We start from the raw sequence: 26506 nt of genomic DNA on the forward strand, positions 1-26506 counted from the left end.
AGGTTCCTGAGGTCTTAGACAGCGAACATCAGCAGCAGAGCGACCAGGAACGAGAAGATGCCCAGAGCTTCTGCAAAGGCGATGCCGATGAAGAGAGTTGCGGTCTGGCCGGCGGCTGCCGACGGGTTGCGCAGAGCGCCTGCCAGGAAGTTGCCGGCTACGTGGCCCACACCGATTGCGGCTGCGCCGGAACCGATTGCTGCCAGGCCTGCGCCGATGAACTGACCGAGTTGTGCGATATCGCCTTCCATGGGTTTTCTCCTTACGATGGAATTGGTGATTTAGGGTCTCGGGTGAGCCGGACAGCTCACCCGGATGAGGGAACGATCCTGCCTTAGTGGCTCGGGTGCAGTGCGTCCTTGAGGTACACGCAAGTCAGGATGGTAAAGACGTAGGCCTGGATGAAGGCCACAAGAACTTCGAGAGCGTAAACTGCGGTGATGGCAAAGATCGGCAGGAAGCTGAATGCGCCCAGAGCAGCGGCAAAACCTGCGAACACCTTCAGAACCGCGTGGCCAGCCATGACGTTACCCGCAAGACGAATGGAGTGGCTGACGGGGCGAACGAAGTAGGAAATAAGTTCGATGATGGCCAGGATGGGGCGCAGCGGCAGCGGCGCGCTCGACACCCAGAACAGGCCCAGGAAACCGGCGCCGTTCTTGACGAAACCGACGATGGTCACGGTGAAGAACACCAGCGCAGCCAGAACCGCGGTCACGGCGATGTGGGAGGTGGTGGTGAAGGACATAGGCAGCAGACCCAGGAAGTTCGCCATCACGATGAACATGAACAGGGTCATGATGTAGGGGAAGAACTTCACACCGTCCTTGCCTGCAACGTCTTCAACCATCTTGTAGATGAAGCCGTAGGCCAGTTCCGCAACCGACTGGGCGCGGCTCGGCACGATGGCGCGGCGCGAAGAGCCCAGAACCAGCAGCGCGAAGACTGCGACGACTGCGAGGCCCATCCACAGGGTCACGTTGGTGGGGGTGTACCAGGAAATGTGGTCACCGCCGAACAGCGGGGTCACGATGAACTGATCCATCGGGTGGATCGCCAGGGCGGCATGCTCGGGTGCAAACACAACCCCTGCTACAAGGGCCAGCGCCAGTGCCGCGTAAAAGAAAATCTTGCCCATCTGTCCGTGTCTCCTGTCGCCAGTGCCTTCCCCCTTGGGGTCAGCCCCGGTCTTGCGCATTTTTGTCGGCCTCTTCGGCCAGTTTCTCGTTCTGGATCTCCTGCGCCGTGCGAAGCATCGTCTTCACCCCGGCGGCAAGCCCCAGCATTATGAACAGCACCATGAAGATGGGCAGGGTTCCAAACAGGTGGTCCAGCCCGTATCCGATGCCAAAGCCGATCCCGAGACCGGCTACCAATTCGATCACCATCCGCCAGGCCTGATTGGCCAGAGAGTAGTGTTCATCCACGCGCGGCTTGGGCTCCTGGGCCTTACGCGCCTCCGCCAGCTTTGCCTCCAGCTGCGCCATGCGCTGCTTTTGGTCGTCATCTGTCACGGGCGCCATCCTCACGTGAATTCTGAAGAGGGTGCTAAGGGGTGCGGGGCTCAGAGTCAATTGCCCAGATAGGGCTGCGACAAGCAGTCTACCGCATTGAAATTAAACCACATTCCAAACCATCGCCATCGCCGGGTTTGTCGAACAGGAGGCCAGATGCGTCGATTCCGGGTAAAAACCCTTATTCAACTTTTCGGTTAAGTAAGAAAACAGCGCCTAAGCGCGCTATACGACAGAGCATGCTGGGCCTTGACCGGTGGGCGCGCTGCGTCTAACGCCAAAGGGTGACTAACCGCGCCGATCTCGATACCGTCTTTGCCGCTCTCGCCGATCCCACCCGGCGGGCGATCCTGACCATGTTGCTCGAAGACGACATGGCCGTCACTGATGTGGCCGATCCTTTCGAGATGTCTTTGGCTGCGATTTCCAAGCACCTGACCATTCTGACCCGGGCCGGGCTCATCGCGCAGGAAAAACGCGGCCGGGTGAAATGGTGCAAGCTGCAACCTGACGCCCTGCGCAGCGCCTCGGTCTGGATGCAGGGTTTTGGCCAGTTCGAGCCGGTGAACCTTGATGCCTTTGAACGGTTTCTCGCCACCGAACTCGGCAGCGATACGGCAGAGGCCAGCGAATAATCCCATCGGGCCCGCCCCTCAGGTCGGGGCGCGGGCCGGTTTCGCGTCATCTTCCAGCAACAGCACCAGCGCGATGACCGTCAGAGCGATCCCTACCAGCAACAGCCCAGATGGCACCGGACGCCCCAACGCAATTTCCCAGACAATCACCCAGCTGGGCGTCAGATAAGTATAAGCCATGACCTTGGCCGAGGGCAGGTGCAGGGTTGCGTATTGCAGCAGGACAAAGGTCGTCGCGCTGGCAAAGATCGCCAGATAGAAAAGTCCGATCCAGACAATGCCCGGCAGGTTCATCCAATCCGTGCTGCGGATATCGTTCCAGCCAAAGACGGTCAGGATCACCCCGCCAGCGATCAGCATCCCGAAGGTAAAGACCACCGCAGGCTCGCCCCGGTTCAGCTTGCGCACCATGGGGGTATAGACCGCGTGCGAGACACAGCCGATGAAATAGATCATCTCTCCCTGGCCGATCTCAAAGGCGGTGAAGGCGGACCAATCGGCGCGGAAGATGACCCAGAGCGCGCCAGTGGCTCCGATGGCCAGCGCCAGCGCCATACGCGGCGTTGTCACCTGCCGCAGCAGGATCCAGCCGAAGACGCCGCTCATCACCGGGGTCAGGGTAAAGACCGCTGAGGCGCTGACCGGATCCGCTGTCTTCAGCCCATAGAACATCAGCACAAAATAGGCCGCGAACAGTCCGCCCAGCACCAGGAACCGCCATGGAGCGCGAAAATGGCTGGCGCGGAACTTCCGCGTGCCGAGCGCCACAGCGCCGATCAGCACCGCCGCAAGGGCAAACCGCGCCGCGTTGAGCGCCGCCGGGGCGATTTCATTGGCAACCATGACCCCAAGCGAGAAAGACCCCGCCACCAGAGCCGAAAACAAAAGCATGGCGATGTGGCCGCGCAGCGCCGGGGTCAGGCCACCCATTCTTTCGACCTTTCCTTCAGGAACTTCAGGAAGCTCTGCACCTTGTTGGTGCGGTGCAGATCGACATGGGTGACCAGCCACAGGCTGCCTTCCCACTCCTTCAACGGCTCCATCATCGGCACCAGATTGCTGTGCCGGGCGGCTTCCCACAGGGACATGAAACCGATCCCGGCATCGGCAAGAATGGCCTCCTGCATCGCAACACCGTCCGTGCAGCGGAACATGATCGTCTCGGGCGTCGTGTGATCCCGCAGCCACCTGTTAAAGGGCGCCCGGCTGTCTGCGTTGTCGCTGCCGACGAAACGGTGGTTCGGCAGATCCTCGACACCGTTCAGCATGCCGTGCTTATCCACGTAACTCTGGGTGGCGAACAGCCCCACTCGCTGACTCAGGAAGGGTTGTACCACGTTGTCGGGCTGATCGGGGGCATTGCCTGCCCGCAGCGCCACATGCGCCTCACCATACTCCAGCCGAAACAGGCGCTCACCGGTCAGATAGCGGATGATCAATCCAGGATGCATCTGCTGGAACTCGGTCAGCACCGGCACCAGAAGATGCGACAGGGACGACAGAGAGGTCACCACCAGTTCACCCGTGACTTCATCCCCCTGCCCTTTGAGCCGCCCGGCCAGCTGGCTGAACTGATCATCCGTGGTCTGCGCCACCCGCAGCAGATCCTGCCCCGCTTCGGTCGGGGTATAGCCGCGCGCGTGACGCTGGAACAGTTTCACCCCCATCCGGGCTTCGATTGCGTCGATATGGCGGATGACCGTGGCGTGGTGGACCCCCAGAACCTCTGCCGCGCCGCTGACCGTTCCCATGCGAGCCACCTGATAGGCCGTACGCACCTCATCCCAGTTTTCCATTCCGGTCTCCGTCTGCAAATTACCCAGTTGCGCACGCACGCACACGAGCTGTGATTTATCAGCGATTGTGTTCAGTTTTGCAATCGTACATCTCAATAGCAGAGCTTCACTCGTGAACAGGAAAAAGACAATGACCAAGACCGTATTGCATATCGACTCCTCGGCCCGCCGCGAAGGTTCGGTGTCCCGTGACCTCAGCGCCAAGATCGTTGACCGCCTGGCAGCAGACACAGTTGTCCGCCGCGATCTGGCCACGCCGCTGCCGATGCTGAGCGAGGACTGGATCAACGCCAACTTCACACCGGCCGATCAGCGCAGCGACGAGCAGAAACAGCTTCTGGCCCAGTCCGATGCCTTGGTGGAAGAACTGAAAGCCGCAGACACACTGGTCATCGGCGCGCCGATCTACAACTTTGCCGTTGCTTCCAGCCTCAAGGCCTGGATCGATCTGGTTGCCCGCGTCGGCGTGACCTTCAAATACACCGATCAAGGCCCGGTTGGCCTGCTGGAGGGCAAGCGCGCGATCATCGCCCTCGCCTCCGGCGGCACCGAAATCGGCTCTTCCATCGACTTTGCCTCCGGGTACCTGCGCTACATGCTGGGCTTCATGGGCATCACCGACGTCGAAATCGTGGCAGCTGACACGCTGGCCGTCGATGCGGATGCAGCCCTGGCGCGCGCCAACACCCAGATCGAGTCGCTGGCGGCCTGATCCCCGGCCCTTCTCGGGACACACAAAAAACAAAAGAGCCCCCGCATCGGGGGCTCTTTGCGTTTAAAATGCTGCCTGAATGGCAACAGGCCGGGCGATCAGGCCTCGATCTCTTTGATCATGTCGACGCGTGTTGCGTGGCGGCCACCTTCGAATTCGGCAGACAGAAAAGCGTCAGCGATCTCCAGCGCCAGACCTTCACCCACCACGCGGGCACCGATCGACAGGATATTGGCATCGTTGTGTTCGCGGATCATCCGGGCCGAAAACGGGTCAGAGCAAACGCCGCAGCGGATGCCTTTGACTTTGTTCGCGGCCATCATGATGCCCTGCCCGGTGCCACAAAGGATGATGCCCAGGTCGCAATCGCCCGAAGCCACTTTCTGCGCCGCTGCTTCGCCGTGCTTGGGGTAATGGGTGCTTTCCGGCGTGGTCGGGCCGATGTCAACCACCTCCCAGCCCTGTGCCTCGATATGCTTGGCGATGGCCTGCCGCATGTCGATCGCGGCATGATCGCTGGAAAGAACGATACGTTTGGTGTCTGCCATGATAAAGGTGTTCCCTTGATGATGTTGCGGATCAGACGGCGGCTGTGCCTCAGATCCAGTTTACCGCAACCCCGATGCGGTCGAAGAATGCCAGAAGATCACCGCGCGGCATGACCACGGTGCGGTCGTTGACCAGCGGATGCATGTTGATCACATCCACGTCCTGCGCGGCGCGATCCAGATAGAATGTCACGTTCTTTTCGACGCCGGTGATCATCGCCAGCGGGCTGACAGCGCCGGGCCGGATGCCCAGATGCTCCATCAACCGGTCTGCCGATCCAAAGCTGAGCCCGGGCGCGCCGATCTCCTTGCCCAGTGCCTTGAGGTCAACCTCGCGGTCCTGCTCGACCGAGATCAGATAATTCCGCTTCTTGCGGTCACGCAAATAGAGGTTCTTGATCTTCAGCGCCGAGACACCCGGCTCGGCCATGTCGGCCTCGACCGTCTTGGCCTCTTCCACGGTGCGCAGCGGCACATGTTCATGCAGCCTGTAGGTCAGCCCCCAATCCGCCAGCCGCGCCAAGAGCGCGTCCGAGGAAACAGGCATGTCATCATGTTGATCGACTGTGGCGTCCACTTTCGCTTCCATAGGCTCATATTCCGCTCTATCTGAACTGTCCAGTTGGCACCTCTATTGCCGCAAATCGGCCGCAGGCACAATGCGGCCCCATCGCAGGCGCGCTCTGCACCGGTCTGCTCTGGTCCGCGCGGTTGACTCCTGCCCCCATCCGGCGTATCGACAGCCAACTTTCCGGAAGATCGCCCGAGTCTTCCGGTCCCCGTGCATTCGCCGGGGATCGCCCTCCACCAGCGTGTTACGCCCGTGGGGGCATTTGTGCATGGGCGTCATGGTCCCTACATTCGGGGGCAGGAAACCGTAACCGGCTCAAGGAGGCCGCAAGGCATGTTTGAAAATCTATCCGAACGCCTTTCCGGTGTATTTGACCGGCTGACGAAACAGGGCGCCCTGTCCGAGGAAGACGTCAAGACCGCCCTGCGCGAGGTGCGCGTCGCGCTGCTGGAGGCGGACGTATCGCTGCCGGTCGCCCGCGAATTCGTCAAGAAGGTGCAAAACCAGGCCACCGGTCAGGCCGTGACCAAATCGGTCACCCCCGGCCAGCAGGTCGTCAAGATCGTGCACGATGCGCTGGTCGAGACTCTGCAGGGCGAAGGCGATCCCGGCGCGCTAAAAATCGACAACCCGCCCGCACCGATCCTGATGGTCGGTCTGCAGGGCTCGGGTAAGACCACCACCACCGGTAAGCTGGCCAAACGGCTGAAGGAAAAAGACGGCAAGAAGGTCCTGATGGCCTCGCTCGACGTCTATCGTCCGGCGGCGATGGACCAGCTGGCTGTTCTCGGCACCCAGATCGGCGTCGACACCCTGCCCATCGTACAGGGCCAGAAACCCGTCGACATCGCCAAGCGCGCCAAACAGCAGGCGGCCTTGGGTGGTTATGACGTCTATATGCTGGATACCGCCGGCCGCTTGCAGATCGACGAAGTCCTCATGCAGGAAGTCGAAGACGTGCGCGATGTCGTCTCGCCGCGTGAAACCCTGCTGGTCGTCGACGGTCTGACCGGTCAGGTCGCGGTCGAAGTCGCCGAGGAGTTCGACGCCAAGATCGGCATCTCCGGCGTGGTCCTCACGCGGATGGACGGCGACGGTCGCGGCGGTGCGGCGCTGTCGATGCGCGCCGTCACCGGCAAGCCGATCCGCTTTGTCGGCCTGGGCGAGAAGATGGACGCCATCGAAACCTTTGAACCGGACCGGATCGCGGGCCGGATTTTGGGAATGGGCGACATCGTTGCGCTGGTCGAAAAGGCCCAGGAAACCATCGAGGCCGAACAGGCCGAGCGTATGATGAAGCGCATGATGAAGGGTCATTTCAATATGAATGACCTGAAGATGCAGCTGGAACAGATGCTCCAGATGGGCGGCATGCAGGGTATGATGCAGATGATGCCCGGCATGGCAAAGATGGCCAAACAGGTCGAGGATTCCGGCATGGACGACAAGGTGCTGAAGCGCCAGATCGCCATGATCCAGTCGATGACCAAGAAAGAACGCGCTAACCCTGCCCTGTTACAGGCCTCGCGCAAGAAACGCATCGCGGCCGGCTCCGGCATGGAGGTCTCCGACCTCAACAAGCTTCTGAAGATGCACCGCCAAATGGCGGATGTGATGAAGAAGATGGGCAAGATGGGCAAAGGCAAGATGCTGAAACAGGCCATGAAGGGCATGTTTGGCAAAGGCGGCGGTATGCCCGATATGGCAGGTGGTCTGCCCGGCGGCATGGATCCCAGCCAGATGGACCCCAAGGCGCTGGAAGCCGCAGCCAAGGCGATGGGCGGCAAGGGTGGCCTGCCCGGCGGTCTGCCAGGTCTTGGCGGCATGGGCGGACTGCCCGGTGGTCTCTCCGGTTTTGGCAAGAAGAAGTAACAGCTCATGACCGTGACTATTCCCACCATCGAAACCGAACGCCTGATCCTGCGCGCGCCGGAACTGTCGGACTTCGACGTGATGTGCGAATTCTATGCGTCCGAACGCGCCACCTACGTCGGCGGCCAGATGAAGCCCGAGCAGGTCTGGCGCCACCTCGCCTGCGAGATCGGTCACTGGCACATGCTGGGCTACGGCCGCTGGATGGTGGATGAAAAATCCACCGGCAAGGTTGCGGGCAACATTGGCCTGTGGAACCCGCATGGCTGGCCCGAGCCGGAAATCGGCTGGGACCTGTTCGAAGGTTTCGGCGGCAAAGGCTACGCCACCGAGGCGGCAACAGCTGCGCGCTCTTTTGCTTATGACGTTCTGGGGTGGGACACCGTGATCAGCCTGGTGAACCCGGAAAACCACGCCTCGCGCGCGGTGGCAAAACGCCTGGGTGCGCGCCGCGATGGTGATTACACCCATCCGCGCCTTGGCACGCTGGAGCTTTGGCGTCACCTGTCCCCGGCAGAGGTCACCGACGGCGGCATGGAGGCTTATGCCTGATGCCAGCCACCATCCCGACCATTGAAACCAAGCGTTTGATCCTGCGCGGCCCCGAGCCCGAGGATTATCCGAACTTTAAGGCGACATTTTCGTCTTATCGCGCGCGTTTCATGGGCGGGCCGCTGAACCCGTATGAATCCTGGATGCTGTATGCCGCTGAAATCGGCCACTGGCAGATCCGCGGCTTTGGCATGTGGATGATCCACGACAAGGTCACGGACGAGACCTACGGCATGGCGGGCGGCTGGAAACCCGCAGGCTGGCCCGAGCGTGAAATCGCCTGGATCATCTGGCCTGAAAAGGCTGGAAAGGGCTACGCGCTGGAGGCGACCAGCGCCGCGCGGAGATATTTCTACGACACCTTGGGCTGGGATGGGGCGGTCAGCTACATCGACCCCAAGAACCTCGATTCCATCCGCCTGGCCGAACGCCTTGGCGCCAAGAAGGACAATGATGCCGAGACCATCGACGGCAGCGACGCGGTCTACCGGCATCCCTCGCCCGAGGTGCTGAAGGGCAGCCAGATTGCCCATGGCATCGAGATGGAAATCAGCCACTACGCCGACCCGCTGTTCAAACCGAAAGGATGGGCCATTGACTGACATGAGCAATGATCCTGTTGCACGCGCCGCCGAAATCCTGAAAGGGCACCGCGAAAGCATCGACCGGCTGGACGCGATCCTTGTCTATACCCTCGGCGAGCGCTTCAAGCACACCCAGGCAGTGGGCAAGCTGAAAGCCGAACACGACCTTCCCCCGTCCGATCCGGCCCGCGAGGCAAAGCAGATCGCACGGCTTGAAGACCTGGCAACTCAGGCGGACCTCGACCCTGAATTTGCCAAGGCGTTCCTGAACTTCATCATTGATGAGGTCATTCGCCACCATAAGAAACACCAAGAATAAGCGGGATTGATCCGACAACCGGAAATCCCGTTCAACGCCATCAAAGGAGAATGAAACCATGGCAATGAAAATTCGTCTGGCCCGCGGCGGCTCTAAAAAGCGTCCCTTCTACCGCATCGTGGCTGCTGACAGCCGCATGCCCCGTGACGGTCGCTTCATCGAGAAGCTCGGCACCTACAACCCGCTGCTGCCGAAAGACAGCGAAGAGCGCGTGAAAATGGACATGGAGCGCGTTCAGGCATGGCTCGACAAGGGCGCCCAGCCCACCGACCGTATCGCCCGGATGCTGGAAGCCGCCGGTGTGCGCGCCAAAACCGAACGCAACAACCCCAAGAAAGCTGTTCCCGGCAAGAAAGCTCAGGAGCGCGCTGAAGAGAAAGCCGCCAAGGCCGCCGAAGCTGCTGAAGCCGCTGAAGCACCCGCAGACGCGGAATAAGACCATGACGCTGCGAAAGACCCGTGATCAGGGCGCCTTCCCTGAGGGCTTTCGCAGCGAATTGGACCGGTTGATGCGGCTTCGGCGCGATGTGCGCCGTTTCCGCAGGGACCCTGTGGACGAGGCAGTGCTTGCGCGCTGCCTCTCTGCGTTTCTGCTGGCGCCTTCGGTGGGGCTCAGCGAACCCTGGCGCGTTCTACGTATCGAAAGCGATACCGCCCGCGCCGCAGCCCTTGAGAATTTCAAGGCCGCCAACGCCGAAGCGTTGCAAGGCTACTCTGGCGCACAAGCCGAACGTTACGCCGGGCTGAAACTCTCGGGCATGCAGGAGGCGCCGGTGCAACTGGCGATCTATTGCGACGATGCCACCAGCAAGGGGCACGGTCTGGGCGCAGGCAGCATGCCGGAAATGCGGCGTTATTCCGTGGTCTGCGCCATCACCCTGTTCTGGCTGTCGCTGCGCGCCGAAGGGTTGGGCCTTGGCTGGGTCTCGGTGCTGGATCCCGAGCAGCTGAACCGCGATCTGAAGGCCCCGGAAGGTTGGCAGCTGATCGGCTATTTCTGCATTGGCCACCCCGAAGTCACCGAGGACGAGACCCCGGAACTGGAACAGCAAGGCTGGGAAAGCCGCCGGGACGGCCTGCCGGTCGAAACCCGCTGATCCCCAAGCCGGCATCTGCCGACCTCTTGGAGGCGGCCAGCGAAACTTCGCCTTGTCATGAACACCCCAATGGCTCAGATAGGGTTGGATGAAACCGGTCTGCGATCAACAGTTACACAGGATACAGCCATGAGCGATCTGATTTGCATCGGCGCGGTGGCCGGCGCCTTTGGGGTACGAGGCGAAGTCCGCCTGAAAAGCTTTTGCGCCAATCCCGAGGACATTGCGACGTATGGCCCGCTCAGTTCCGAGGACGGCAGCCAGAGCTATACCGTGTCACTGACATCGGTAGTCAAAAACGGCTTTGCTGCGCGCCTTGGCGGGGTGGAGACCAAGGAACAGGCCGATGCGCTGAAGGGGCTGCGCCTTTTTGCCCCGCGCGATCGCCTGCCAAGCCTGCCGGATGATGAGTATTATCATGCCGACCTGATCGGTCTTGATGTCTATGATACCGGCGGCACCCTGCTGGGGCAGGTGAAATCGGTACAGAACCACGGCGCTGCCGATCTGTTGGAACTGCACGGCCCGGGGATGAAGAACACGGTTCTGCTGCCCTTTACCCTTGCGGCGGTCCCGACAGTGGATCTGGAACAGGGCCGGATCATCGCCGACCCACCCGAAGGGCTGTTCTGAGCCGGGCTGTACGCTCCCCGACCCTTATGTTTCAGCCACGATCGTTTTTCTGAAACCAGTCAAAAACCATCTCCACCCCGCTCAGAAGGGTGCTGTCCCGCGCCTGCAGATCTGCGCCCGGCGCGGGCAGGCGCAGCCATGAGCGGTAGAGGCGATGCAGAAACAGGAACCGGAAAACCGGATCTTGCGTCACGGCCTGCCCGTAGCCTTGCTCAAAGGCGGCCCAGTCGCTGCACGCGACGCTGCCAAATCCAACCGCCTTCCCCTGCGCGCCGCCCCCTGTGGCCAGATGGTCGGGCAAGTTCGCCAACCAGAGATTGGCAATATCCGAATGCGGCAGGGAAAACCGGGCGTTGGAAAAATCGATGAATGAGACCAGATCCTCGGTGATCAGGATGTTCCTAAAATGCAGATCCCCATGCTGCAGCGCCGCCTGATAGGGCAGCCCTCGCGCCTCCCGCGCGAAGCGGTGCAGCATCGCACAGAGGCCTAAAAACCTATTTGACCTGCGGATCTGCAAATCGCCCGCCCGCACCTTGGCGGCCCGGCCCTGCACCCGCGCCAGATGCGGTTTTGGCCAAAACCGGCGCTGCTCCACCGCTCCGGCCGCATGCAACTGCGCCACGGCACCGCCAATCCGGCGCAGCAGAACCTCCCTATTGCCCAGACCGTGGTCCGCAAAGGACAACTCGCGATAGGCGGTTTCCCCGGGCGCAAACTCAAAAAGCGCGATGGGACGCTCCGGATCCAGCCAGACCAGCTCCGGCACATTGACGCCCAGAACCTCCCGGAGCGCCTGCGCCGCCGCACGATGGCGGTCGTGGTGGGCGCGCAAGGCCGCCAGATTGCCCTCAGCAAAATCCGCCCGCAGCACGAAACGCCGTTCGTCAGCCGTCCGGATCCCCAGAACCGCGCGGCTGTCCCGCCGGGACGAATTCACCTGCATCATGCTGAAAGCGGCCCCATCCGGCGGCAGGCCCGCGTCTGCGGCAATCCCCGGCCAAAGGGCCATCGCACGCTGCTCCACCTCTGCCACGGATGGCTTCTGGTGGAAGGCAGGCAGCCGGTTCATCATTTCATCGGGCATGGCAGGGGCAAAGCTTTCTGTTGCGACCGGCCCAGTTTCAACTAAACAACGGGATATGAGCAACCCGACAAAATCCCATGGCCGCAAGGCGATCCGCCCAACGCTGAAACCGCGTGAACTGATGACACCGACTCCGGATTTGGCCGGGGTGTGGAAGGTCAAGATCATGACCCTGTTTCCCACCGCCTTTCCCGGTGTGCTGGGCGAAAGCCTGACCGGCAAGGCCCTGCAGGAAGGGCTGTGGCAGATGGAGACCATCGACCTGCGCCAGTTCGGCGTCGGCAAGCATCGCAACGTGGATGATACCCCCGCAGGCGGCGGCGCCGGGATGGTGCTGCGCCCCGATGTGCTGGGCGAGGCGATCGACCATGCCATGGATGGGGTGCAGGGCAACTGGCCGCTGATCTACCTGTCGCCGCGCGGGCGGCGCATGGATCAGAAGATGATGCAGAACCTCGCGCGTTGCGACGGCATGACCCTGCTGTGCGGGCGGTTCGAAGGCGTCGATGAACGCGTGCTGGAACACTATGGCATTCAGGAGGTCAGCCTCGGCGATTTCGTGATGACCGGCGGCGAAATCGCGGCGCAGGCCCTGATCGACGCCACCGTGCGACTGATCCCCGGCGTCCTGGGCAACCAAGCCTCAACCGAGGAGGAAAGCTTTTCCTCCGGGCTGCTGGAACATCCGCAATACACCCGCCCCGCCGAATGGAAGGGTCGCGAGATCCCCGAGGTCCTGATGTCCGGCCACCACGGCAAGATCGCCGAGTGGCGTCACCAGATGAGCGAAGAGATCACCAAGGCGCGCCGCCCGGACCTGTGGGACGCCTATTGCGAGACCAAGCAGGACTGATCCGGGGGCGGCGCCTATACAGCCCCCGGCCCTACTGCGTCAGGGCGCGGCGTTGTTCTTCTTGACGGTCAGGTCCGTCCCCTTGCGGAAGGTGATGTCCCCCTTGGACTGCTTGCGCTCGGTCTCCCAGCCCAGCTGCCCCGAGGAAATGCTATCGTCGGGATAATGCGTCTTCAGCTTCCAGGCGCCGCCGCCTGCGCTGCGCTCCAGCACCACCCGGCAATGCGGGATCATCTTCACCCCGCCATCGCGTTCGATGAACTTGACGTTCAGCGCCTTGAACAGCTGATCCATGGTCTGTGCGCCGGTTTCGAATTTCTCCAGTTCGCTCTTCACGGTGGACACATCGACAGCGTCACCATCACGCTCAACCGCGTAGCCCCAGCCAACCGAACTGGATGGCTTGCCCAAGAGCACGGTCAGATTCTTGAACTCGGTGGTGACCGCCGTGTGGTCCGAGGTGTTGCCCTCGGCCCAATGGGTGAAATCCTTGAGCTTGTTGGCCACGTCCAGCGCTGCCTCTACCGCTTCTTTTTCCAGAACCGGCGTGGCCCACATAGACCCTTTGCCGCCGCTGTACTGGGTCCTGTCGAACTTGTTGACGATATTCTGCGCGGTCTTGTCGATGTCAGCGATCACGCGTTTGCCGTCCTCTTCGGTGTAGGTGACCTTGACCTGGTTCCAGGTTTCCGTCTGTGTCACCCCCTTTTCCTGGCGGCTGACGCCCGAAGTATTACCATCCTGATCCGGCGTGACGCCATCCTGCGTTGAAGCGCGCATCGCCTGCCGCTCCATCCCGGTCTGTGCGCCGTGGCGGCCGGTGCCATGTCCCTCGCCACCCTCTTCGGCCTTTAGCCTCTCCTCCTGCCAGGCCTGCGCCTCGGCCTGTTTCTTGATCAGCGCCTCGATCTGGGAGCGGGCCTGATCCACCGGCACGCTGTCCAGCATCTCATCCAGCGCCGAGATGCGTGATTTGATATTGCCCAGCGCGGTGACGAATGCCTTTTCCTTCTCCAGCTTCTCGCTTTTCATTTTCTCGATGTTGTCCAGCAGCTCGCTGCGCGAGGTCTCAAGCACTTTGCTTGCCGTGTCGAGCCGCTTCGAACTGGCCTCGACCTGTCGCTGCTTGGAGGCGATATCCTTTGGCTTGGTCAGCCCCGACAGAGTGTCCTGCAGATCCTTCAGCACACCTGCCTCGCGGGTCACGGCAGCCTCCAGTTTCTTCAGCTTTTCAGCCTCGGATTTGATGCGCGACGCGAGCATCTTGGCGGCCTGGCCCGCATCCGACTTGTCAAAATCCGCGCTCCGCTTCTCGACGCTCTGCTCTTCGGAGGCCAGCGCCTCCTTCACATAGCCGACCATTTCCTTATCCAGCAGTTCCAGCCGTTTCTGTCCCTCGGCCCATTCACCCTTCTTGAAATGCTCGACGACGGCGGCAAAATGCTGACGCAGCGCCTTGCGCTCATCATCCATGATCTTGCCTTTGACCTTGTCAAAGCGGGCCGTGGTCGCCTTCAGCCGGGTCTTGGCGTTGACCTCTTCACGCGACGCCTCTGATCCGCCGCCGATCAGGCCAATCAGCTCTTCCATCCGGGTGTTGAGTTTGCTCAAGATCGCGGCTGCCTTGTCCACCGCGCTGTCCTTCTGCTCCTCAATCTGGCCGAACAGGATGCGCAGCTCCTTGCGTTCCTCGTCGGTGATCTTGCCCTTGATCTTGTCAAACCGCGACACCACCGCCTGCAGCCGTTTTTCGAACTTACCATCGGCGCTGTCCGCCCCGCCTGCGTCCACATCGGCGTCCACGATCTTGTAGGCGAATTGCGTGCCCTTCATGACCGGCTTCAGATTCTTTTCCAGAATCTTGCCCTTGACCGGGCTCAGCTTCAGGGTGCCATCCTCGACAAAACAGCGGCCGACGGCGTGCGTCTTGGCCTTGGCTTTCAGCTCTTTCAGCAACGGCGCGGCGGTCTCTCCGACCACCAGAATAGTCTGCGGCGCGCCATTGAGCGCCACCTGATCGTAGTAATGAAACTCGCTCAGGTTCGCGTCGAGCTTTTTGAGTTCCTTCTTCAGCTCCGCCTTGTAGCTTTGCTCACTATTGAAAATATCCAGCTTTTTGAAAGGCATGGTCACTCCTCCTACCCATGAGGCACATTTAAACAGCACGGCCAGAAAGAGCCGGCGCAACAACTTGATCTATCAATTCCCCCAAACGGTAGCCCCATAAGCCCCGGCGAGCAAAACAAAAGCGTTGCGAAGAAGTGGGGTTACGGCACAATTCCCTTGAAACATTGGCGCCACAGGCCTAAAAGCCGCTCGTCTGGTACCGGATTCGGTTCCGGGCGTTCTGCCTATGTGCGCATATCCTGCCTGACTTTCTTCGGTCATCTGACAGGGCGCGGATCGGCACTCAGGAACGATCGGTGTGATCTCTGGCGGGCTGCACAAGCGGGACCCGGTGAAGACCAAGAGCTCTCATATCCGCGCAAAACTTCGTGGAACAACCACGAGCAAAATAGGAGAAGATCAGATGGACCTGATCGCACAGCTGGAGGCGGAACAAGTTGCCGCCCTGGGGAAAGAGATCCCCGATTTCAAAGCCGGTGACACCATCCGCGTCGGCTACAAAGTGACCGAAGGCTCGCGTAGCCGTGTTCAGAACTATGAAGGCGTCTGCATCAGCCGTAAGAACGGTTCTGGCATCGCCGGTTCCTTCACCGTCCGCAAGATTTCGTTTGGCGAAGGCGTGGAGCGTGTGTTCCCGCTGCATTCGACCAACATCGACAGCATCACCGTCGTACGCCGTGGCCGCGTGCGTCGTTCCAAGCTGTACTACCTGCGTTCGCGTCGCGGCAAATCCGCCCGTATCGCTGAAGACGCAAACTACAAAGCTAAAGCGTAAGGAGTGGTATCATGAAAGCCGACACCCATCCCGACTACCACTTCATCGACGTCAAAATGACCGATGGCACCATCATCAAGATGCGTTCCACCTGGGGCAAAGAAGGCGACCAGCTGTCGCTGGACATCGACCCCTCCGTGCACCCCGCATGGACCGGCGGTTCGACCCGCCTGATGGACGCCGGTGGCCGCGTGTCCAAGTTCAAAAAGAAATACGAAGGTCTGGGCTTCTAAGACCAACTATCGGTTTCGAAACGAAAACCGCTCCATTCGGGGCGGTTTTTTTTATTTTGGCGCAAGCACAAATTAGATAGAGGCCATGCATAGCCCGAGCAAAAATTGTAAAATCTTTTCAAATTGACAAGCTTTTTGAGGCACAGTTTTTCGAAATCGTGGATACACTGAAACGAAAGGCCGCAGCCAATGCTCTCCCAAGCCAGCCCTTCCCGCATCAAAAACCTCCCCGAGGCTTTGGCGGAGAATCGAGGGCATGGAACCCCCGTGAGCCAATCGGAAGTCACTGCGGCTGTTACTCTTTTCCGAGAAGGCAGAATCTCAGACGCCCTGTCCACAGCACAAGCTCTGGCGAAACGCTCCCCCGACTTGGTCCCATTGCTGGACTTGCAGGGCGCGTGCCTGAAGGCCCAAGGCGACCTGTCAGGCGCTCTGGATTTCTTCAAACGCAGCCTGGAGGCTGGAGGCAATCCCGCCATCGGGCATTTCAATATCGGCGCTATACTTCTTCAACTCAATTACCTCGATCTCGCAACCGAACACCTGAGCAAGGCCGTCGTCCTAGATCCGAAAAACCCGGCGGCGAGCAGAGCACTGGCCATGTCCCTGAACGAACAAGGCCACTATGCGGAAGCCGTGCATATCATCTCAGCTCTTATCGAGAACAATCCGGTTACCGATGAATTACTCAACGTACTGGGCCTATCACTACGCCGCCTTAACCGTCTGACAGAGGCGAAGGCCTGCTATAATTCGGTGACCCCGACCTCACCAGCTGGTGGAGAAGCCCAATATCAGCTTGGCCTCATTGCATTATCCGAAAACAAAAATGACACCGCAAAGCAGCATTTCCAGAACGCTCTGGACCTAAATCCCCGGCTGACGCCCGTGCACCGCAACATGTCCCTGGTGATCACCTATGACAAGGATCATCCCCACCTGAGAGACATGCAACAACTCCTCAACGAGGGCGACCTGCAGCCCAGCGCAGAAAGCGAACTGCGTTTTGCGCTCTACAAAGCTCTGAATGATACCAGGCAGTACGACGCCGCATTTGAGCATCTGGAACAGGGCAACAGCCTCAAGAAGCAAACGATCAGATATTCGATCGAGAAGGACGAAGGCATATTTGCGTACCTGAAGCATACCTTTGCTGAACCGGCACCGGTTGCCACATCTGAGCTCGGCTTTCGGCCAATTTTCATCGTCGGGCTGCCGCGCTCAGGCACAACGGTAACGGAACGCATCCTATGCGGCTGCGAAGGTGTGACAGGCGCTGGCGAATTGCAGTATTCCACAACTGCCATGTCCAAGCTGATGCAGCAGATGGCAACAAAGAAGCAAACGAAATTCACACAAGCCGACGCACAGGCCCTGCGAGACGCAGTTGGGCAGGCCATGCAGGGTCACGCCAATGGCGCACCTGTTGTAATCGACAAGATGCCGCTCAACTTTCGTTGGGTCGGCGGCCTTCTGGCAGCTTTCCCCGAGGCGCGGATCGTCTACACCACGCGCATGCCCCGCGATCAGCTCTGGTCTCTTTATCAGGTTTGCATGGCGGGTAGTGGCAATGGGTTCAGCTATGATCTCAGCGACATTGCCCAATATCAGGCTCTAACGCGGGACCTGATGCAACACTGGATGCGGCTGTTTCCGGACCAGATCCATCAACTGGACTATCACGCGCTCACGAAAGATCCCGAAGAGCACATCCGGCCATTGGTGGATTTCTGCGGGCTGGAATGGTCCGATGACTGCCTGCATCCAGAAAACCGTGAGAGCGCCATTCAAACGGCATCGTTGCAGCAGGCGCGACAGCCGATCTATCATCGCTCGACCCCGGACTGGCTGCCCCACGAGGCACGTCTCGCGTCAGCATTCGAGCAGTTGAACCAATTGGGGCTGTAGCAGCGCCGGAACGAAGTGTTCCAATTAACACATGGCATCCTGCGGCAGTGCATCAGCTGCACTGCTGCCCCCGCCTGATGCGGCAAAAATCAGGCTCTAATTGGGGTAGTTCAACGCTTTTCATTGATTCGGGCACTGTCTATAGTCCGCACAAAATCGCTCCCGCGGCGCGGGGAACCAAAGGGATCATTGAATGGCGCATATCATTGTCGTCGGCAACGAAAAGGGCGGTGCGGGGAAATCCACCGTCTCCATGCATGTGGCAACCGCTCTGGCACGGCTGGGGCACAAGGTGGCGGCGCTGGATCTGGATCTGCGGCAACGCTCGCTTGGTCGGTATCTGGAGAACCGCAAGGCCTTCATGACACAGGCCGGGCTGGAATTGCCCATAGTGGATCTGCACGAATTGCCGGACATTGACCCCGACAGCCTGCAACCGGGCGAAAATATCTATGATCACCGCCTGTCCGCTGCAGTCTCCAGCCTTGAGCCGGACAATGATTTCATTCTGATCGACTGTCCCGGCTCGCACACCCGGCTGAGCCAGGTGGCGCATTCGCTGGCCGATACGCTGATCACGCCGCTGAACGACAGTTTCGTCGATTTCGACCTGCTGGCCCATACCGATGACAAGGGCGACAAGATCACCGGCCCGTCGGTCTATTCGGAAATGGTCTGGAATGCGCGCCAGTTGCGGGCGCAGGCCGGGCTGAAACCCATCGACTGGATTGTGATCCGCAATCGCGTCGGCACCCAGCGCATGGTCAATAAGGAAAAGATGGAGCGCGCCATCAACATGCTGTCCAAACGGATCGGCTTTCGCGTTGCGCCGGGCTTTTCCGAGCGGGTGATTTTCCGCGAGCTCTTCCCGCGCGGCCTGACCTTGCTGGATCTCAAGGACGTGGGCGTCAAACAGCTGAACATCTCCAACATCGCCGCCCGGCAAGAGCTACGGGACATGATGAAAGAGCTGAACCTGCCCGGTGTCGAGATCAATATCTGAGTCCTGCCCGGCTCGCTCCCCTCTTTGGCGCCGGATCAGTCCTTACCGAGGCTGATTCAGCGTCTCGTAGATGGTGAACAACTCGATCGGCTCGGCCACGCTGCGCAGCATGTAGCGGCCGAGAGACACCAGATCGTGCCCCGCCTCTGCCCCGGCGCGCTGCACCTCCTGTGACAGGATCACGCTTTGCCCGACCGAGTGGTGCAAGCCGGAAATCCGCGCCGTCTGGTTGACGATCGGCCCGATCACGGTGAAATCCAGCCGGTTTTCCGAACCGATATTGCCATAAAGAATGTCCCCGGCGTGCAGCGCCAGGGTGAACCCCGGCGCAGGCAGTCCTGCCTCGGCCCGCTCGATATTGCGCAGGCGGATCTTCTGACGCAGCTCACTCGCCGCATCCAAAGCCGCCTTGGCGTCCTTGCTGAGCGAGCCGAGGTTGAACATCGTCAGCATCCCATCGCCCATGAACTTCAGGATATTGCCCCCGTGGGACTGGATCACGGTCACGGCAATGCCGAAATAATCGTTCAGCATGTCGATCACCTCGGGGCCCGGCACCTGCTCGGCGAGGCTGGTAAAGCCTTTGAGATCGAACAGGCAGATGACCGCGTTGATCCGGTCCGACGACCCGCGCTGGATTTCGCCAGACAGCACTCGCCGCCCGGCATCGCGCCCCAGATAGACCTGCAACAGATCCTTGGCCATCTGCTGGTTTGACATCGACTTCAGCGCCAGACCCAGATGCGGCGCGATACTGCGCAGCAAGGACAAATCGCGTTCGCTGAAACCGTCCGGGTGATCGCTGCTCAGGGAAATCAACACCCCTTCGGACGGCCGGCTGGGATCCAGCGGGACCTTTTCGTCGGAAAAACGCAGGCCAAAGGCGAAATAGTCGGTCACGCCCTGCGCCCGCAGATCCCCCAGCATTGGGAAACGGATGACATGCTGATCATTCAGATCCGAGCGGAATTCCTCCAGATCCTCAGCCAGAAGATGGAACAGCGGGCTTTGCAGCCAGGCATCGCGCGGCGCCTGCCGGTGCTCGTAGCGTTCCTGAGACATCCCACCAGTGCGGGTCCAGCTGAACCCGATCCCGCCGAACTGCGGGTGAAAGGCGCGTTGCGCCAGATGAAACCGCCACAGGGGCATGCCGAGGGCGACCATCTGCTCGCAAAACGCCTGCAGGAAACCTTCGCGCTCATGGCTGCGCAGCCCTTGCTCGGTCAGCCAGGAGATCAGGGCGGGGGCTCGGCTGTCTGTCTGATCCACGGGAAAGGGTCCTCGGTTTGCGCGGGTGTTTTGCCAGTATCCGGCACTCTCTGTGTCCGGCAGTATCTGGGGTGCCGAAGCCCGAATGTCTATTCCTCGATTCCAGCCAGTTGACGCAACATGCGCCGCAGGGTCTGTTCCTCTTCTGGGCTGAACCGGGCCGCCAACTGCTTGTCATAGCTTGCCGCCTGCCCGCGCAGGTCGCGATAAGCCGCCTCCCCCGCCGGGGTCAGCTTCAGGTGCTCTGACCGCCGGTCCGCCGTATCCCTGTTGCGGGTGATGAAGCGGCGCTCAGTTAGCTTGGCCACCGCGCGGCTGATCTTGGTCTTGTGGATCTTGGCGCGCTGACCGATCTCCTTGGCCGTCATGGTGCCATAGGTGCCAAGGTGGAACAGTACCCGCCATTCGTTGCGCAGCATCCCATAACGGTTCTTGTAATAGGACTGAAAGGCAAGCGAGCTTTCCTCGGCCGCACGGTTCAGAAGGAACGGCAGGAAATCCTGCAAAGCGAAATCATCTTTTTCGGTCATTTGCCCCTCCATACCCTTGTTAGTTACAAAATCAACTATTACCCCGGCAAGCGGAAAAGGAGGAACGCGCCATGAATCGACCCACAAATCCCCATGAGATGATCCAGGCCCCTTCGCTTGCTGGCCCGCACGAGGGCTATATGCCCGGCTTTGGCAACGACTATGAAACCGAGGCTCTGCCCGGCGCCCTGCCCCAGGGCATGAACAGCCCGCAGAAATGCAATTACGGCCTTTATGGTGAGCAGCTGAGCGGCACCGCTTTCACCGCCGAGCGCGTCGAGCGCACCTGGTGCTACCGCATCCGCCCTTCGGTGAAGCACTCGCACCGCTATGAAAAAATCGACCTGCCCTATTGGAAATCCGCGCCCTGTGTCGATCCCGATGTGACCTCGCTCGGTCAGTATCGCTGGGATCCAGTGGCCCACAGCGGCGAGCCGCTGACCTGGCTGACCGGCATGCGCACCATGACCACCGCAGGCGATGTGAATACGCAGGTCGGCATGGCCAGCCATGTCTATCTGGTCACAGAATCGATGAAAGACAGCTATTTCTTCTCGGCCGACAGTGAGCTCTTGGTCGTCCCGCAAGAGGGCCGTCTGCGCTTCTGCACCGAACTGGGCATCATCGATCTGGAGCCGAAGGAAATCGCCATCCTGCCGCGCGGCCTGCTGTATCGGGTCGAGGTTCTGGAAGGCCCCGCACGCGGTTTTGTATGCGAAAACTACGGTCAGAAGTTCGAACTGCCGGGCCGTGGCCCGATCGGCGCCAACTGCATGGCCAACCCGCGCGACTTCAAGGCACCCGTGGCCGCCTATGAGGACCGCGAGGTGCCCTCGACCGTGACCATCAAATGGTGCGGCCAGTTCCACGAGACCAAGATCGGCCATTCGCCGCTGGACGTGGTCGCCTGGCACGGCAACTATGCGCCAGTGAAATACGACCTGCGCACCTATTGCCCGGTCGGCGCCATCCTGTTCGATCACCCGGATCCCTCGATCTTCACCGTGCTCACCGCGCCCTCGGGCCAGCCGGGCACCGCCAATATCGATTTCGTGCTGTTCCGCGAACGCTGGATGGTGGCCGAGAACACCTTCCGCCCGCCGTGGTATCACAAGAACATCATGTCCGAGCTGATGGGCAACATCTACGGCCAGTATGATGCCAAGCCGCAGGGTTTCATCCCCGGCGGTATGAGCCTCCATAACATGATGCTGCCGCATGGGCCGGACAAGAATGCCTTTGAGGGCGCGTCGAACTCGAACCTCGGCCCGGAGAAGCTGGAGAACACCATGTCATTCATGTTCGAAACCCGCTTCCCGCAGCACCTGACCGAATTCGCCGCCAAGGAGGCGCCGCTGCAGGACGATTACATCGACTGCTGGTCCGACATCGAAAAGAAATTCGACGGCACGCCGGGCCTGAAGTAAGCCTGTAGCCACAGCCGTTTTGCGCCAGGGTGATCCCGGCGCCTGCACATAACGTTTTGGGAGACACCATGCCCCTTTTGAAATCCTGGGTCGCCTCGGCCAATTCCGCCGACACGCCCTTTCCGCTGAACAACCTGCCCTACGGCGTCTTCTCCGTCGGTGACGAAGACCCGCGCTGCGGCGTCGCCATCGGCGACATGATCCTTGATATGCAGGCCGCCGAAGAGGCTGGCCTCGTCGACCTGACCGATTACGCCCTGTTCGAGGTCCCCTTCTGGAACGACCTGATGGAAGAAGGTCCGGCCGTCTGGACCGCCCTGCGCAACCGTCTGACCGCGCTCCTGTCCGAAGGCGCCGCCGAGCAGGCCAAAGTCGAACCGCTGTTGGTGCCGCAGGCCGAGGCGCAGATGCATATGCCCTTCATGGTCAGCGAATACACCGACTTTTACGCCGGCAAACATCACGCCATGAACGTCGGCACCATGTTCCGCGGCCCGGAAAACGCGCTGCCGCCGAACTGGCTGCACATCCCGATCGGCTATAATGGCCGCGCCTCCTCGGTCGTGGTGTCCGGCACCGATGTGCGCCGCCCCTGGGGCCAGCTGAAAGGCCCGAATGACGACGCCCCCCGCTGGGCGCCCTGCGCGCGTTTCGACATCGAGCTGGAAATGGGTGCCATCGTCGGCGTCCCCTCCGAAGGTCCGATCACGGTGCAGGAAGCGGACGACAATATCTTTGGCTACGTGCTGCTGAACGACTGGTCGGCGCGCGATATCCAGGCCTGGGAATACCAGCCGCTTGGCCCGTTTCAGGCCAAGGCAACCGCCACCACCGTCAGCCCCTGGATCGTGACCAAGGCGGCGCTGGAGCCTTTCCGCTGCGACACGCCCGCGCGCGAAGTTGAGCTCCTCGATCACCTCAAGGACTGCGGACCGATGCTCTATGACATCGATCTGGAGGTGACCATGGCGCCAGAGGGCAAGGACGCCAGCACCATCGTGCGCACCAACTACAAGGAAATGTACTATTCCGCCGCGCAGCAGCTGGCCCATCACACCACCTCGGGCTGCCCGATGAACGCGGGTGACCTGCTAGGTTCCGGCACCATCTCGGGCGAGACCAAGGAAAGCCGCGGCTCGCTTCTGGAACTCAGCTGGGGCGGCAAGGAGCCGGTCACGCTGGAAACCGGCGAGGAACGCTCCTTTATCGTCGATGGCGACACGCTGACGCTGAAAGGCGCGGCCAAGGGGGATGGCTACACCATCGGGTTCGGCGAATGTGCGGGCAAGATCCTGCCCGCGCTGGACGATCCCTATAAGCGCTAGACCGTGATCGCCCTCGATCATATCCAGATTGCCATCCCCAAGGATGGAGAGGCCAAGGCCCGCGCCTTTTGGTGTGAGGGCCTTGGTCTGGCCGAGATCGAAAAGCCGGAGGCGCTGAAAGTGCGCGGCGGCCTGTGGCTGTCTCTGGCCGGATCCGAACTGCATCTGGGCGTGGAAGAGGGGTTCACCCCTGCGCGCAAAGCTCATCCGGGCTTTGCCGTAGACGACATAGACACCATTGCTGCGCGGATCACGGCCACCGGCCAATCACCGCGCTGGGATGACACCATAGAAAGCCGACGCCGGTTCTTCGCCGAAGATCCATTCGGCAACCGGCTTGAGTTTCTGCAAAAGGACTAAACACATGGCAAAGGCATTCGCGTCGCAAGGCGACATGACGGAAAAGAAGATCAGCTTCACCGAAGTGGGCGAGGGCCTTTATGCCTTCACCGCCGAGGGCGATCCAAACTCGGGCGTGATCATCGGCGATGACTCGGTGATGATCGTCGAGGCGCAGGCCACCCCGCGTCTGGCGAACAAGGTGATCGAATGCGTGCGTTCAGTGACGGACAAGCCGATCACCCATGTCGCGCTGACCCACTATCACGCGGTGCGGGTTCTGGGCGCCTCCGCCTTTGGTGCGCAGCAGATCATCATGGGCGATGCTGCCCGCGCCATGGTCGTTGAACGCGGACAGGAAGACTGGGACAGCGAATTCCAGCGATTCCCGCGCCTATTCGAAGGTCACGAAAGCATCCCGGGCCTGACCTATCCCACCACCACATTCTCGGAAGACATGACCGTCTATCTGGGCAACCGCCGCGTCGACCTGATGCACCTGGGCCGCGCCCATACCGCAGGCGACATCGTGATCCACGTGCCGGATCAGAACGTCATGTTCACTGGCGATATCGTGGAATACCACTCAGCCTGCTATTGCGGCGACGGTCACTTCAGCGACTGGGGTGATACGCTGGATGCGATCAAATCCTTTGACGTCGACGCCATCGCGCCGGGTCGCGGGGATGCGCTGGTCGGCAAGGAAATGGTCAACGCGGCCATCGAGAACACCCGCGACTTCGTCGAAAGCACCTATCGCCCCGCCGCCCGCGTGGCTGCCCGCAACGGCACCCTGAAAGAGGCCTGGGACGCGGTGCGCGAAGAGTGCGATCCCAAGTTCAAAGACTACGCGATCTACGAACACTGCCTGCCCTTCAACGTTGCCCGCGCCTATGACGAGGCCCGCGGTATCGACACCCCCCGCATCTGGACCGCCCAGCGCGATCTGGAAATGTGGGACGCCCTGCAGGGGTGAGCGGCGTTCCGCAATCGCTCCAGTGGAGCGATTGGGTCGCGAACGGGCGGAGCCCCGGGTTCCATCCAACCTGTGGGGCGGTTTGATCCAGATCGTACCGCCCCGCACAAAGACATGAGACGATGACAACAGCCTCCCGGCCAACCCCATGGCCGGGAACCGGAGAAGCTGTGCCAAGCGGCACCCTTTGGGAGGACACCAGATGAACAAGATCTTTGAAGTGCCCCTGTACCCGTATGAACGCCATGCGGATCAGGACGCCCCGGCGCCGGTGCGGCGCAAGGTGGTGATCATTGGCGCAGGCCCGGTCGGCCTTGCCGCCGCCATCGACCTGGCCCAGCAGGGCATCGAGGCGGTGATCCTGGATGATAACGACAAGGTCAGCTTCGGCTCGCGCGCGATCTGTTTCGCCAAGCGCCCGCTGGAGATCCTTGACCGCCTGGGCTGCGGTCAGCCGATGGTGGACAAGGGCGTGCAGTGGAACATCGGCAAGGTCTTCTTCGATGATCGTCAGGTCTATGACTTCAACCTGCTGCCCGAAGAGGGCCACCAGCGCCCGGCCTTCATCAACTTGCAACAGTATTACTTCGAAGAATACCTGGTGAACCGGGTCAAGGAGCTGCAAGCGGAAGGCGCCCCGATCGAGATCCGCGGCCGCAACAAAGTCTCTGCCATCGGCACCCACCCCGATCACGTGACGCTGGAAATCGATACGCCCGAAGGGTCTTACAATATCGAGGCAGACTGGCTGATCGCCTGCGATGGCGCCGGCTCTCCAACCCGGCAAATGCTGGGGCTCGATTTCGTGGGCCGCGTGTTCGAGGACAACTTCCTGATCGCCGATGTGATCATGGAGGCCGACTTCCCCACCGAACGCTGGTTCTGGTTCGACCCGCCCTTCAACAAGGGCCAGTCGGCGCTGTTGCACAAACAGCCTGATGGCGTCTGGCGCATCGACCTGCAGCTGGGCTGGGACATCGACAAGGAGCGCGAGAAACGCCCCGAGAACGTCATTCCCCGCCTCAAGGAAATGCTGGGCGAGGATGTGAAATTCGAACTGGAATGGGTGTCGATCTACACCTTCCAGTGCCGCCGCATGGAGAACTTCCGCCATGGCCGCGTGTTGTTTGCGGGCGATGCAGCGCATCAGGTCTCTCCCTTTGGGGCGCGCGGTGCGAACTCGGGTCTGCAGGACACCGATAACCTGTGCTGGAAACTGAAACTGGTGATGGAGGGCAAGGCCCCCGAAAGCCTGCTCGACAGCTACGATCAGGAACGGGTCTATGGCGCCGATGAGAATATCCTGAACTCCAGCCGCTCCACCGATTTCATTACCCCGAAGTCGGAAATGTCCCGCGTGCTGCGCGATGCGGTTCTGGACCTCAGCGAACATTTCGAATTCGCCCGCCCGCTGGTGAACTCGGGCCGCCTGTCGGTGCCTTGTACGTATGACGGATCGCACCTGAATTCCGCCGATGCGCTGCCCAATGGGCCGGAGCGCACCCGTCCCGGATCGCCCTGCCCCGATGCGCCGCTTGGTGGTGAGTTCCTGCTGCCGAAACTGGCGGACAAGTTCACTCTGCTGACCATCGACGCCGAGGCCCCCGACATGATCGAGGAAGACGGTATCGAAGTCACCCGGCTGGCGCTGTCGGTCAAGGACGACCGCACCCTCGCCCTGAAGGAACGTTACCTCGGCGACAATGCCAGCGGCGTTTACCTGATCCGCCCGGATCAGCACGTGGCCGCCCGCCGCCCCTCCTATGACGACAACCAGTTCCGCGCCGCCATCCGCCGCGCCGTGGGCAAGGAGTAACACGG

30 protein-coding genes are annotated in these 26506 nt (G+C 60.9%); 19 read left to right on the top strand and 11 right to left on the bottom strand.

The window, feature by feature from the left end:
* Positions 1-14: 14 nt before the first annotated feature.
* The 3 genes from JL2886_RS08170 to JL2886_RS08180 all read right to left on the bottom strand — a co-directional run bounded on the left by JL2886_RS08170 (position 15) and on the right by JL2886_RS08180 (position 1523).
* Positions 15-251, bottom strand: a complete 237-nt coding sequence (locus JL2886_RS08170; RefSeq protein ID WP_008205040.1) for a F0F1 ATP synthase subunit C — start codon at positions 249-251, stop codon at positions 15-17.
* An 83-nt stretch (positions 252-334) separates the two neighbouring features.
* Entirely contained in the window at positions 335-1138 is an 804-nt protein-coding gene (locus JL2886_RS08175; RefSeq protein WP_065271559.1) for a F0F1 ATP synthase subunit A, read from the bottom strand.
* Positions 1139-1178: 40 nt separating this feature from the next.
* Positions 1179-1523 (bottom strand): AtpZ/AtpI family protein, encoded by a 345-nt coding sequence (locus JL2886_RS08180; protein WP_197492345.1) that lies wholly within the window; start codon positions 1521-1523, stop codon positions 1179-1181.
* 275 nt (positions 1524-1798) lie between these two features.
* On the opposite strand from JL2886_RS08180, the gene JL2886_RS08185 reads away from it, so the two are divergent.
* Positions 1799-2149: an ArsR/SmtB family transcription factor gene (locus JL2886_RS08185; RefSeq protein ID WP_065271560.1), complete on the top strand. Its 351-nt coding sequence runs from the start codon at positions 1799-1801 to the stop codon at positions 2147-2149.
* An 18-nt stretch (positions 2150-2167) separates the two neighbouring features.
* Here the strand turns inward: JL2886_RS08185 and JL2886_RS08190 are convergent, their stop codons facing one another.
* Both JL2886_RS08190 and JL2886_RS08195 read right to left on the bottom strand, forming a co-directional pair.
* A complete protein-coding gene (locus tag JL2886_RS08190; protein WP_165832694.1) occupies positions 2168-3079 on the bottom strand; it encodes a DMT family transporter in 912 nt (303 codons plus the stop codon).
* Complete coding sequence (locus tag JL2886_RS08195; RefSeq protein WP_065271561.1) at positions 3067-3945, bottom strand: LysR family transcriptional regulator; 879 nt, start codon at positions 3943-3945, stop codon at positions 3067-3069. The genes JL2886_RS08190 and JL2886_RS08195 overlap by 13 nt, the downstream gene beginning before the upstream one ends.
* Before the next feature lie 130 nt (positions 3946-4075).
* Between JL2886_RS08195 and JL2886_RS08200 the strand changes: the two genes are divergently transcribed.
* Complete coding sequence (locus tag JL2886_RS08200; protein WP_065271562.1) at positions 4076-4657, top strand: FMN-dependent NADH-azoreductase; 582 nt, start codon at positions 4076-4078, stop codon at positions 4655-4657.
* A gap of 98 nt (positions 4658-4755) precedes the next feature.
* On the opposite strand, the gene rpiB is transcribed toward JL2886_RS08200, so the two are convergent.
* Together rpiB and JL2886_RS08210 are read right to left on the bottom strand one after the other, a co-directional pair.
* On the bottom strand, positions 4756-5205 hold the full coding sequence (gene rpiB / locus JL2886_RS08205; RefSeq protein WP_065271563.1) for a ribose 5-phosphate isomerase B: 450 nt from the start codon (positions 5203-5205) through the stop codon (positions 4756-4758).
* Positions 5206-5254: 49 nt separating this feature from the next.
* The gene (locus tag JL2886_RS08210) at positions 5255-5794 is read right to left on the bottom strand and encodes a prolyl-tRNA synthetase associated domain-containing protein (protein ID WP_237028439.1); all 540 of its coding nucleotides are present in this window, start codon (positions 5792-5794) and stop codon (positions 5255-5257) included.
* Positions 5795-6109: 315 nt separating this feature from the next.
* Here JL2886_RS08210 and ffh point away from each other — a divergent pair, with 315 nt between their 5' ends.
* The 7 genes from ffh to rimM all read left to right on the top strand — a co-directional run bounded on the left by ffh (position 6110) and on the right by rimM (position 10833).
* On the top strand, positions 6110-7648 hold the full coding sequence (ffh, locus tag JL2886_RS08215; RefSeq protein WP_065271564.1) for a signal recognition particle protein: 1539 nt from the start codon (positions 6110-6112) through the stop codon (positions 7646-7648).
* Between the two features lie 6 nt (positions 7649-7654).
* Entirely contained in the window at positions 7655-8200 is a 546-nt protein-coding gene (locus JL2886_RS08220) for a GNAT family N-acetyltransferase (protein ID WP_065271565.1), read from the top strand.
* Positions 8200-8802 carry a GNAT family N-acetyltransferase gene (locus JL2886_RS08225; protein WP_065271566.1) on the top strand — a complete coding sequence of 201 codons (603 nt, stop codon included), beginning with the start codon at positions 8200-8202 and terminating at the stop codon, positions 8800-8802. The genes JL2886_RS08220 and JL2886_RS08225 overlap by 1 nt, the downstream gene beginning before the upstream one ends.
* Before the next feature lies 1 nt (position 8803).
* Positions 8804-9103 (top strand): chorismate mutase, encoded by a 300-nt coding sequence (locus JL2886_RS08230; protein ID WP_065271567.1) that lies wholly within the window; start codon positions 8804-8806, stop codon positions 9101-9103.
* A gap of 58 nt (positions 9104-9161) precedes the next feature.
* Positions 9162-9539: a 30S ribosomal protein S16 gene (gene rpsP / locus JL2886_RS08235; protein ID WP_065271568.1), complete on the top strand. Its 378-nt coding sequence runs from the start codon at positions 9162-9164 to the stop codon at positions 9537-9539.
* Between the two features lie 4 nt (positions 9540-9543).
* Complete coding sequence (bluB, locus tag JL2886_RS08240) at positions 9544-10200, top strand: 5,6-dimethylbenzimidazole synthase (protein ID WP_065271569.1); 657 nt, start codon at positions 9544-9546, stop codon at positions 10198-10200.
* Between the two features lie 129 nt (positions 10201-10329).
* Positions 10330-10833, top strand: coding sequence for a ribosome maturation factor RimM (gene rimM, locus JL2886_RS08245; RefSeq protein WP_065271570.1), 504 nt, complete (start codon positions 10330-10332; stop codon positions 10831-10833).
* Between the two features lie 31 nt (positions 10834-10864).
* Here the strand turns inward: rimM and JL2886_RS08250 are convergent, their stop codons facing one another.
* A complete protein-coding gene (locus JL2886_RS08250; protein ID WP_082996038.1) occupies positions 10865-11920 on the bottom strand; it encodes a phosphotransferase family protein in 1056 nt (351 codons plus the stop codon).
* 55 nt (positions 11921-11975) lie between these two features.
* Here JL2886_RS08250 and trmD point away from each other — a divergent pair, with 55 nt between their 5' ends.
* A complete protein-coding gene (gene trmD / locus JL2886_RS08255; protein WP_065271571.1) occupies positions 11976-12773 on the top strand; it encodes a tRNA (guanosine(37)-N1)-methyltransferase TrmD in 798 nt (265 codons plus the stop codon).
* Positions 12774-12812: 39 nt separating this feature from the next.
* Here the strand turns inward: trmD and JL2886_RS08260 are convergent, their stop codons facing one another.
* Positions 12813-14900, bottom strand: coding sequence for a hypothetical protein (locus JL2886_RS08260; RefSeq protein ID WP_065271572.1), 2088 nt, complete (start codon positions 14898-14900; stop codon positions 12813-12815).
* Positions 14901-15303: 403 nt separating this feature from the next.
* Here JL2886_RS08260 and rplS point away from each other — a divergent pair, with 403 nt between their 5' ends.
* The 4 genes from rplS to JL2886_RS08280 all read left to right on the top strand — a co-directional run bounded on the left by rplS (position 15304) and on the right by JL2886_RS08280 (position 18819).
* Complete coding sequence (gene rplS, locus JL2886_RS08265) at positions 15304-15675, top strand: 50S ribosomal protein L19 (RefSeq protein ID WP_065273597.1); 372 nt, start codon at positions 15304-15306, stop codon at positions 15673-15675.
* Between the two features lie 11 nt (positions 15676-15686).
* Positions 15687-15908 (top strand): 50S ribosomal protein L31, encoded by a 222-nt coding sequence (gene rpmE / locus JL2886_RS08270; protein ID WP_065271573.1) that lies wholly within the window; start codon positions 15687-15689, stop codon positions 15906-15908.
* Between the two features lie 189 nt (positions 15909-16097).
* A complete protein-coding gene (locus JL2886_RS08275) occupies positions 16098-17816 on the top strand; it encodes a tetratricopeptide repeat-containing sulfotransferase family protein (RefSeq protein ID WP_082996039.1) in 1719 nt (572 codons plus the stop codon).
* A gap of 193 nt (positions 17817-18009) precedes the next feature.
* Positions 18010-18819: a division plane positioning ATPase MipZ gene (locus tag JL2886_RS08280; protein ID WP_065271575.1), complete on the top strand. Its 810-nt coding sequence runs from the start codon at positions 18010-18012 to the stop codon at positions 18817-18819.
* 42 nt (positions 18820-18861) lie between these two features.
* Here the strand turns inward: JL2886_RS08280 and JL2886_RS08285 are convergent, their stop codons facing one another.
* Both JL2886_RS08285 and JL2886_RS08290 read right to left on the bottom strand, forming a co-directional pair.
* Entirely contained in the window at positions 18862-20088 is a 1227-nt protein-coding gene (locus tag JL2886_RS08285) for an adenylate/guanylate cyclase domain-containing protein (protein ID WP_065271576.1), read from the bottom strand.
* 89 nt (positions 20089-20177) lie between these two features.
* The gene (locus JL2886_RS08290; protein ID WP_065273598.1) at positions 20178-20618 is read right to left on the bottom strand and encodes a MarR family winged helix-turn-helix transcriptional regulator; all 441 of its coding nucleotides are present in this window, start codon (positions 20616-20618) and stop codon (positions 20178-20180) included.
* A 71-nt stretch (positions 20619-20689) separates the two neighbouring features.
* On the opposite strand from JL2886_RS08290, the gene hmgA reads away from it, so the two are divergent.
* The 5 genes from hmgA to JL2886_RS08315 all read left to right on the top strand — a co-directional run bounded on the left by hmgA (position 20690) and on the right by JL2886_RS08315 (position 26501).
* The gene (gene hmgA / locus JL2886_RS08295; protein WP_065271577.1) at positions 20690-22045 is read left to right on the top strand and encodes a homogentisate 1,2-dioxygenase; all 1356 of its coding nucleotides are present in this window, start codon (positions 20690-20692) and stop codon (positions 22043-22045) included.
* Between the two features lie 68 nt (positions 22046-22113).
* Complete coding sequence (gene fahA / locus JL2886_RS08300) at positions 22114-23370, top strand: fumarylacetoacetase (RefSeq protein ID WP_065273599.1); 1257 nt, start codon at positions 22114-22116, stop codon at positions 23368-23370.
* Between the two features lie 3 nt (positions 23371-23373).
* Positions 23374-23730, top strand: a complete 357-nt coding sequence (locus JL2886_RS08305; protein WP_065271578.1) for a VOC family protein — start codon at positions 23374-23376, stop codon at positions 23728-23730.
* Positions 23731-23734: 4 nt separating this feature from the next.
* On the top strand, positions 23735-24685 hold the full coding sequence (locus JL2886_RS08310) for an MBL fold metallo-hydrolase (protein ID WP_065271579.1): 951 nt from the start codon (positions 23735-23737) through the stop codon (positions 24683-24685).
* Positions 24686-24887: 202 nt separating this feature from the next.
* Positions 24888-26501, top strand: a complete 1614-nt coding sequence (locus JL2886_RS08315; RefSeq protein WP_065271580.1) for an FAD-dependent oxidoreductase — start codon at positions 24888-24890, stop codon at positions 26499-26501.
* Positions 26502-26506: the final 5 nt, after the last annotated feature.

It is taken from the genome of Phaeobacter gallaeciensis (assembly GCF_001678945.1).
GTDB lineage: Bacteria > Pseudomonadota > Alphaproteobacteria > Rhodobacterales > Rhodobacteraceae > Phycobacter > Phycobacter gallaeciensis_A.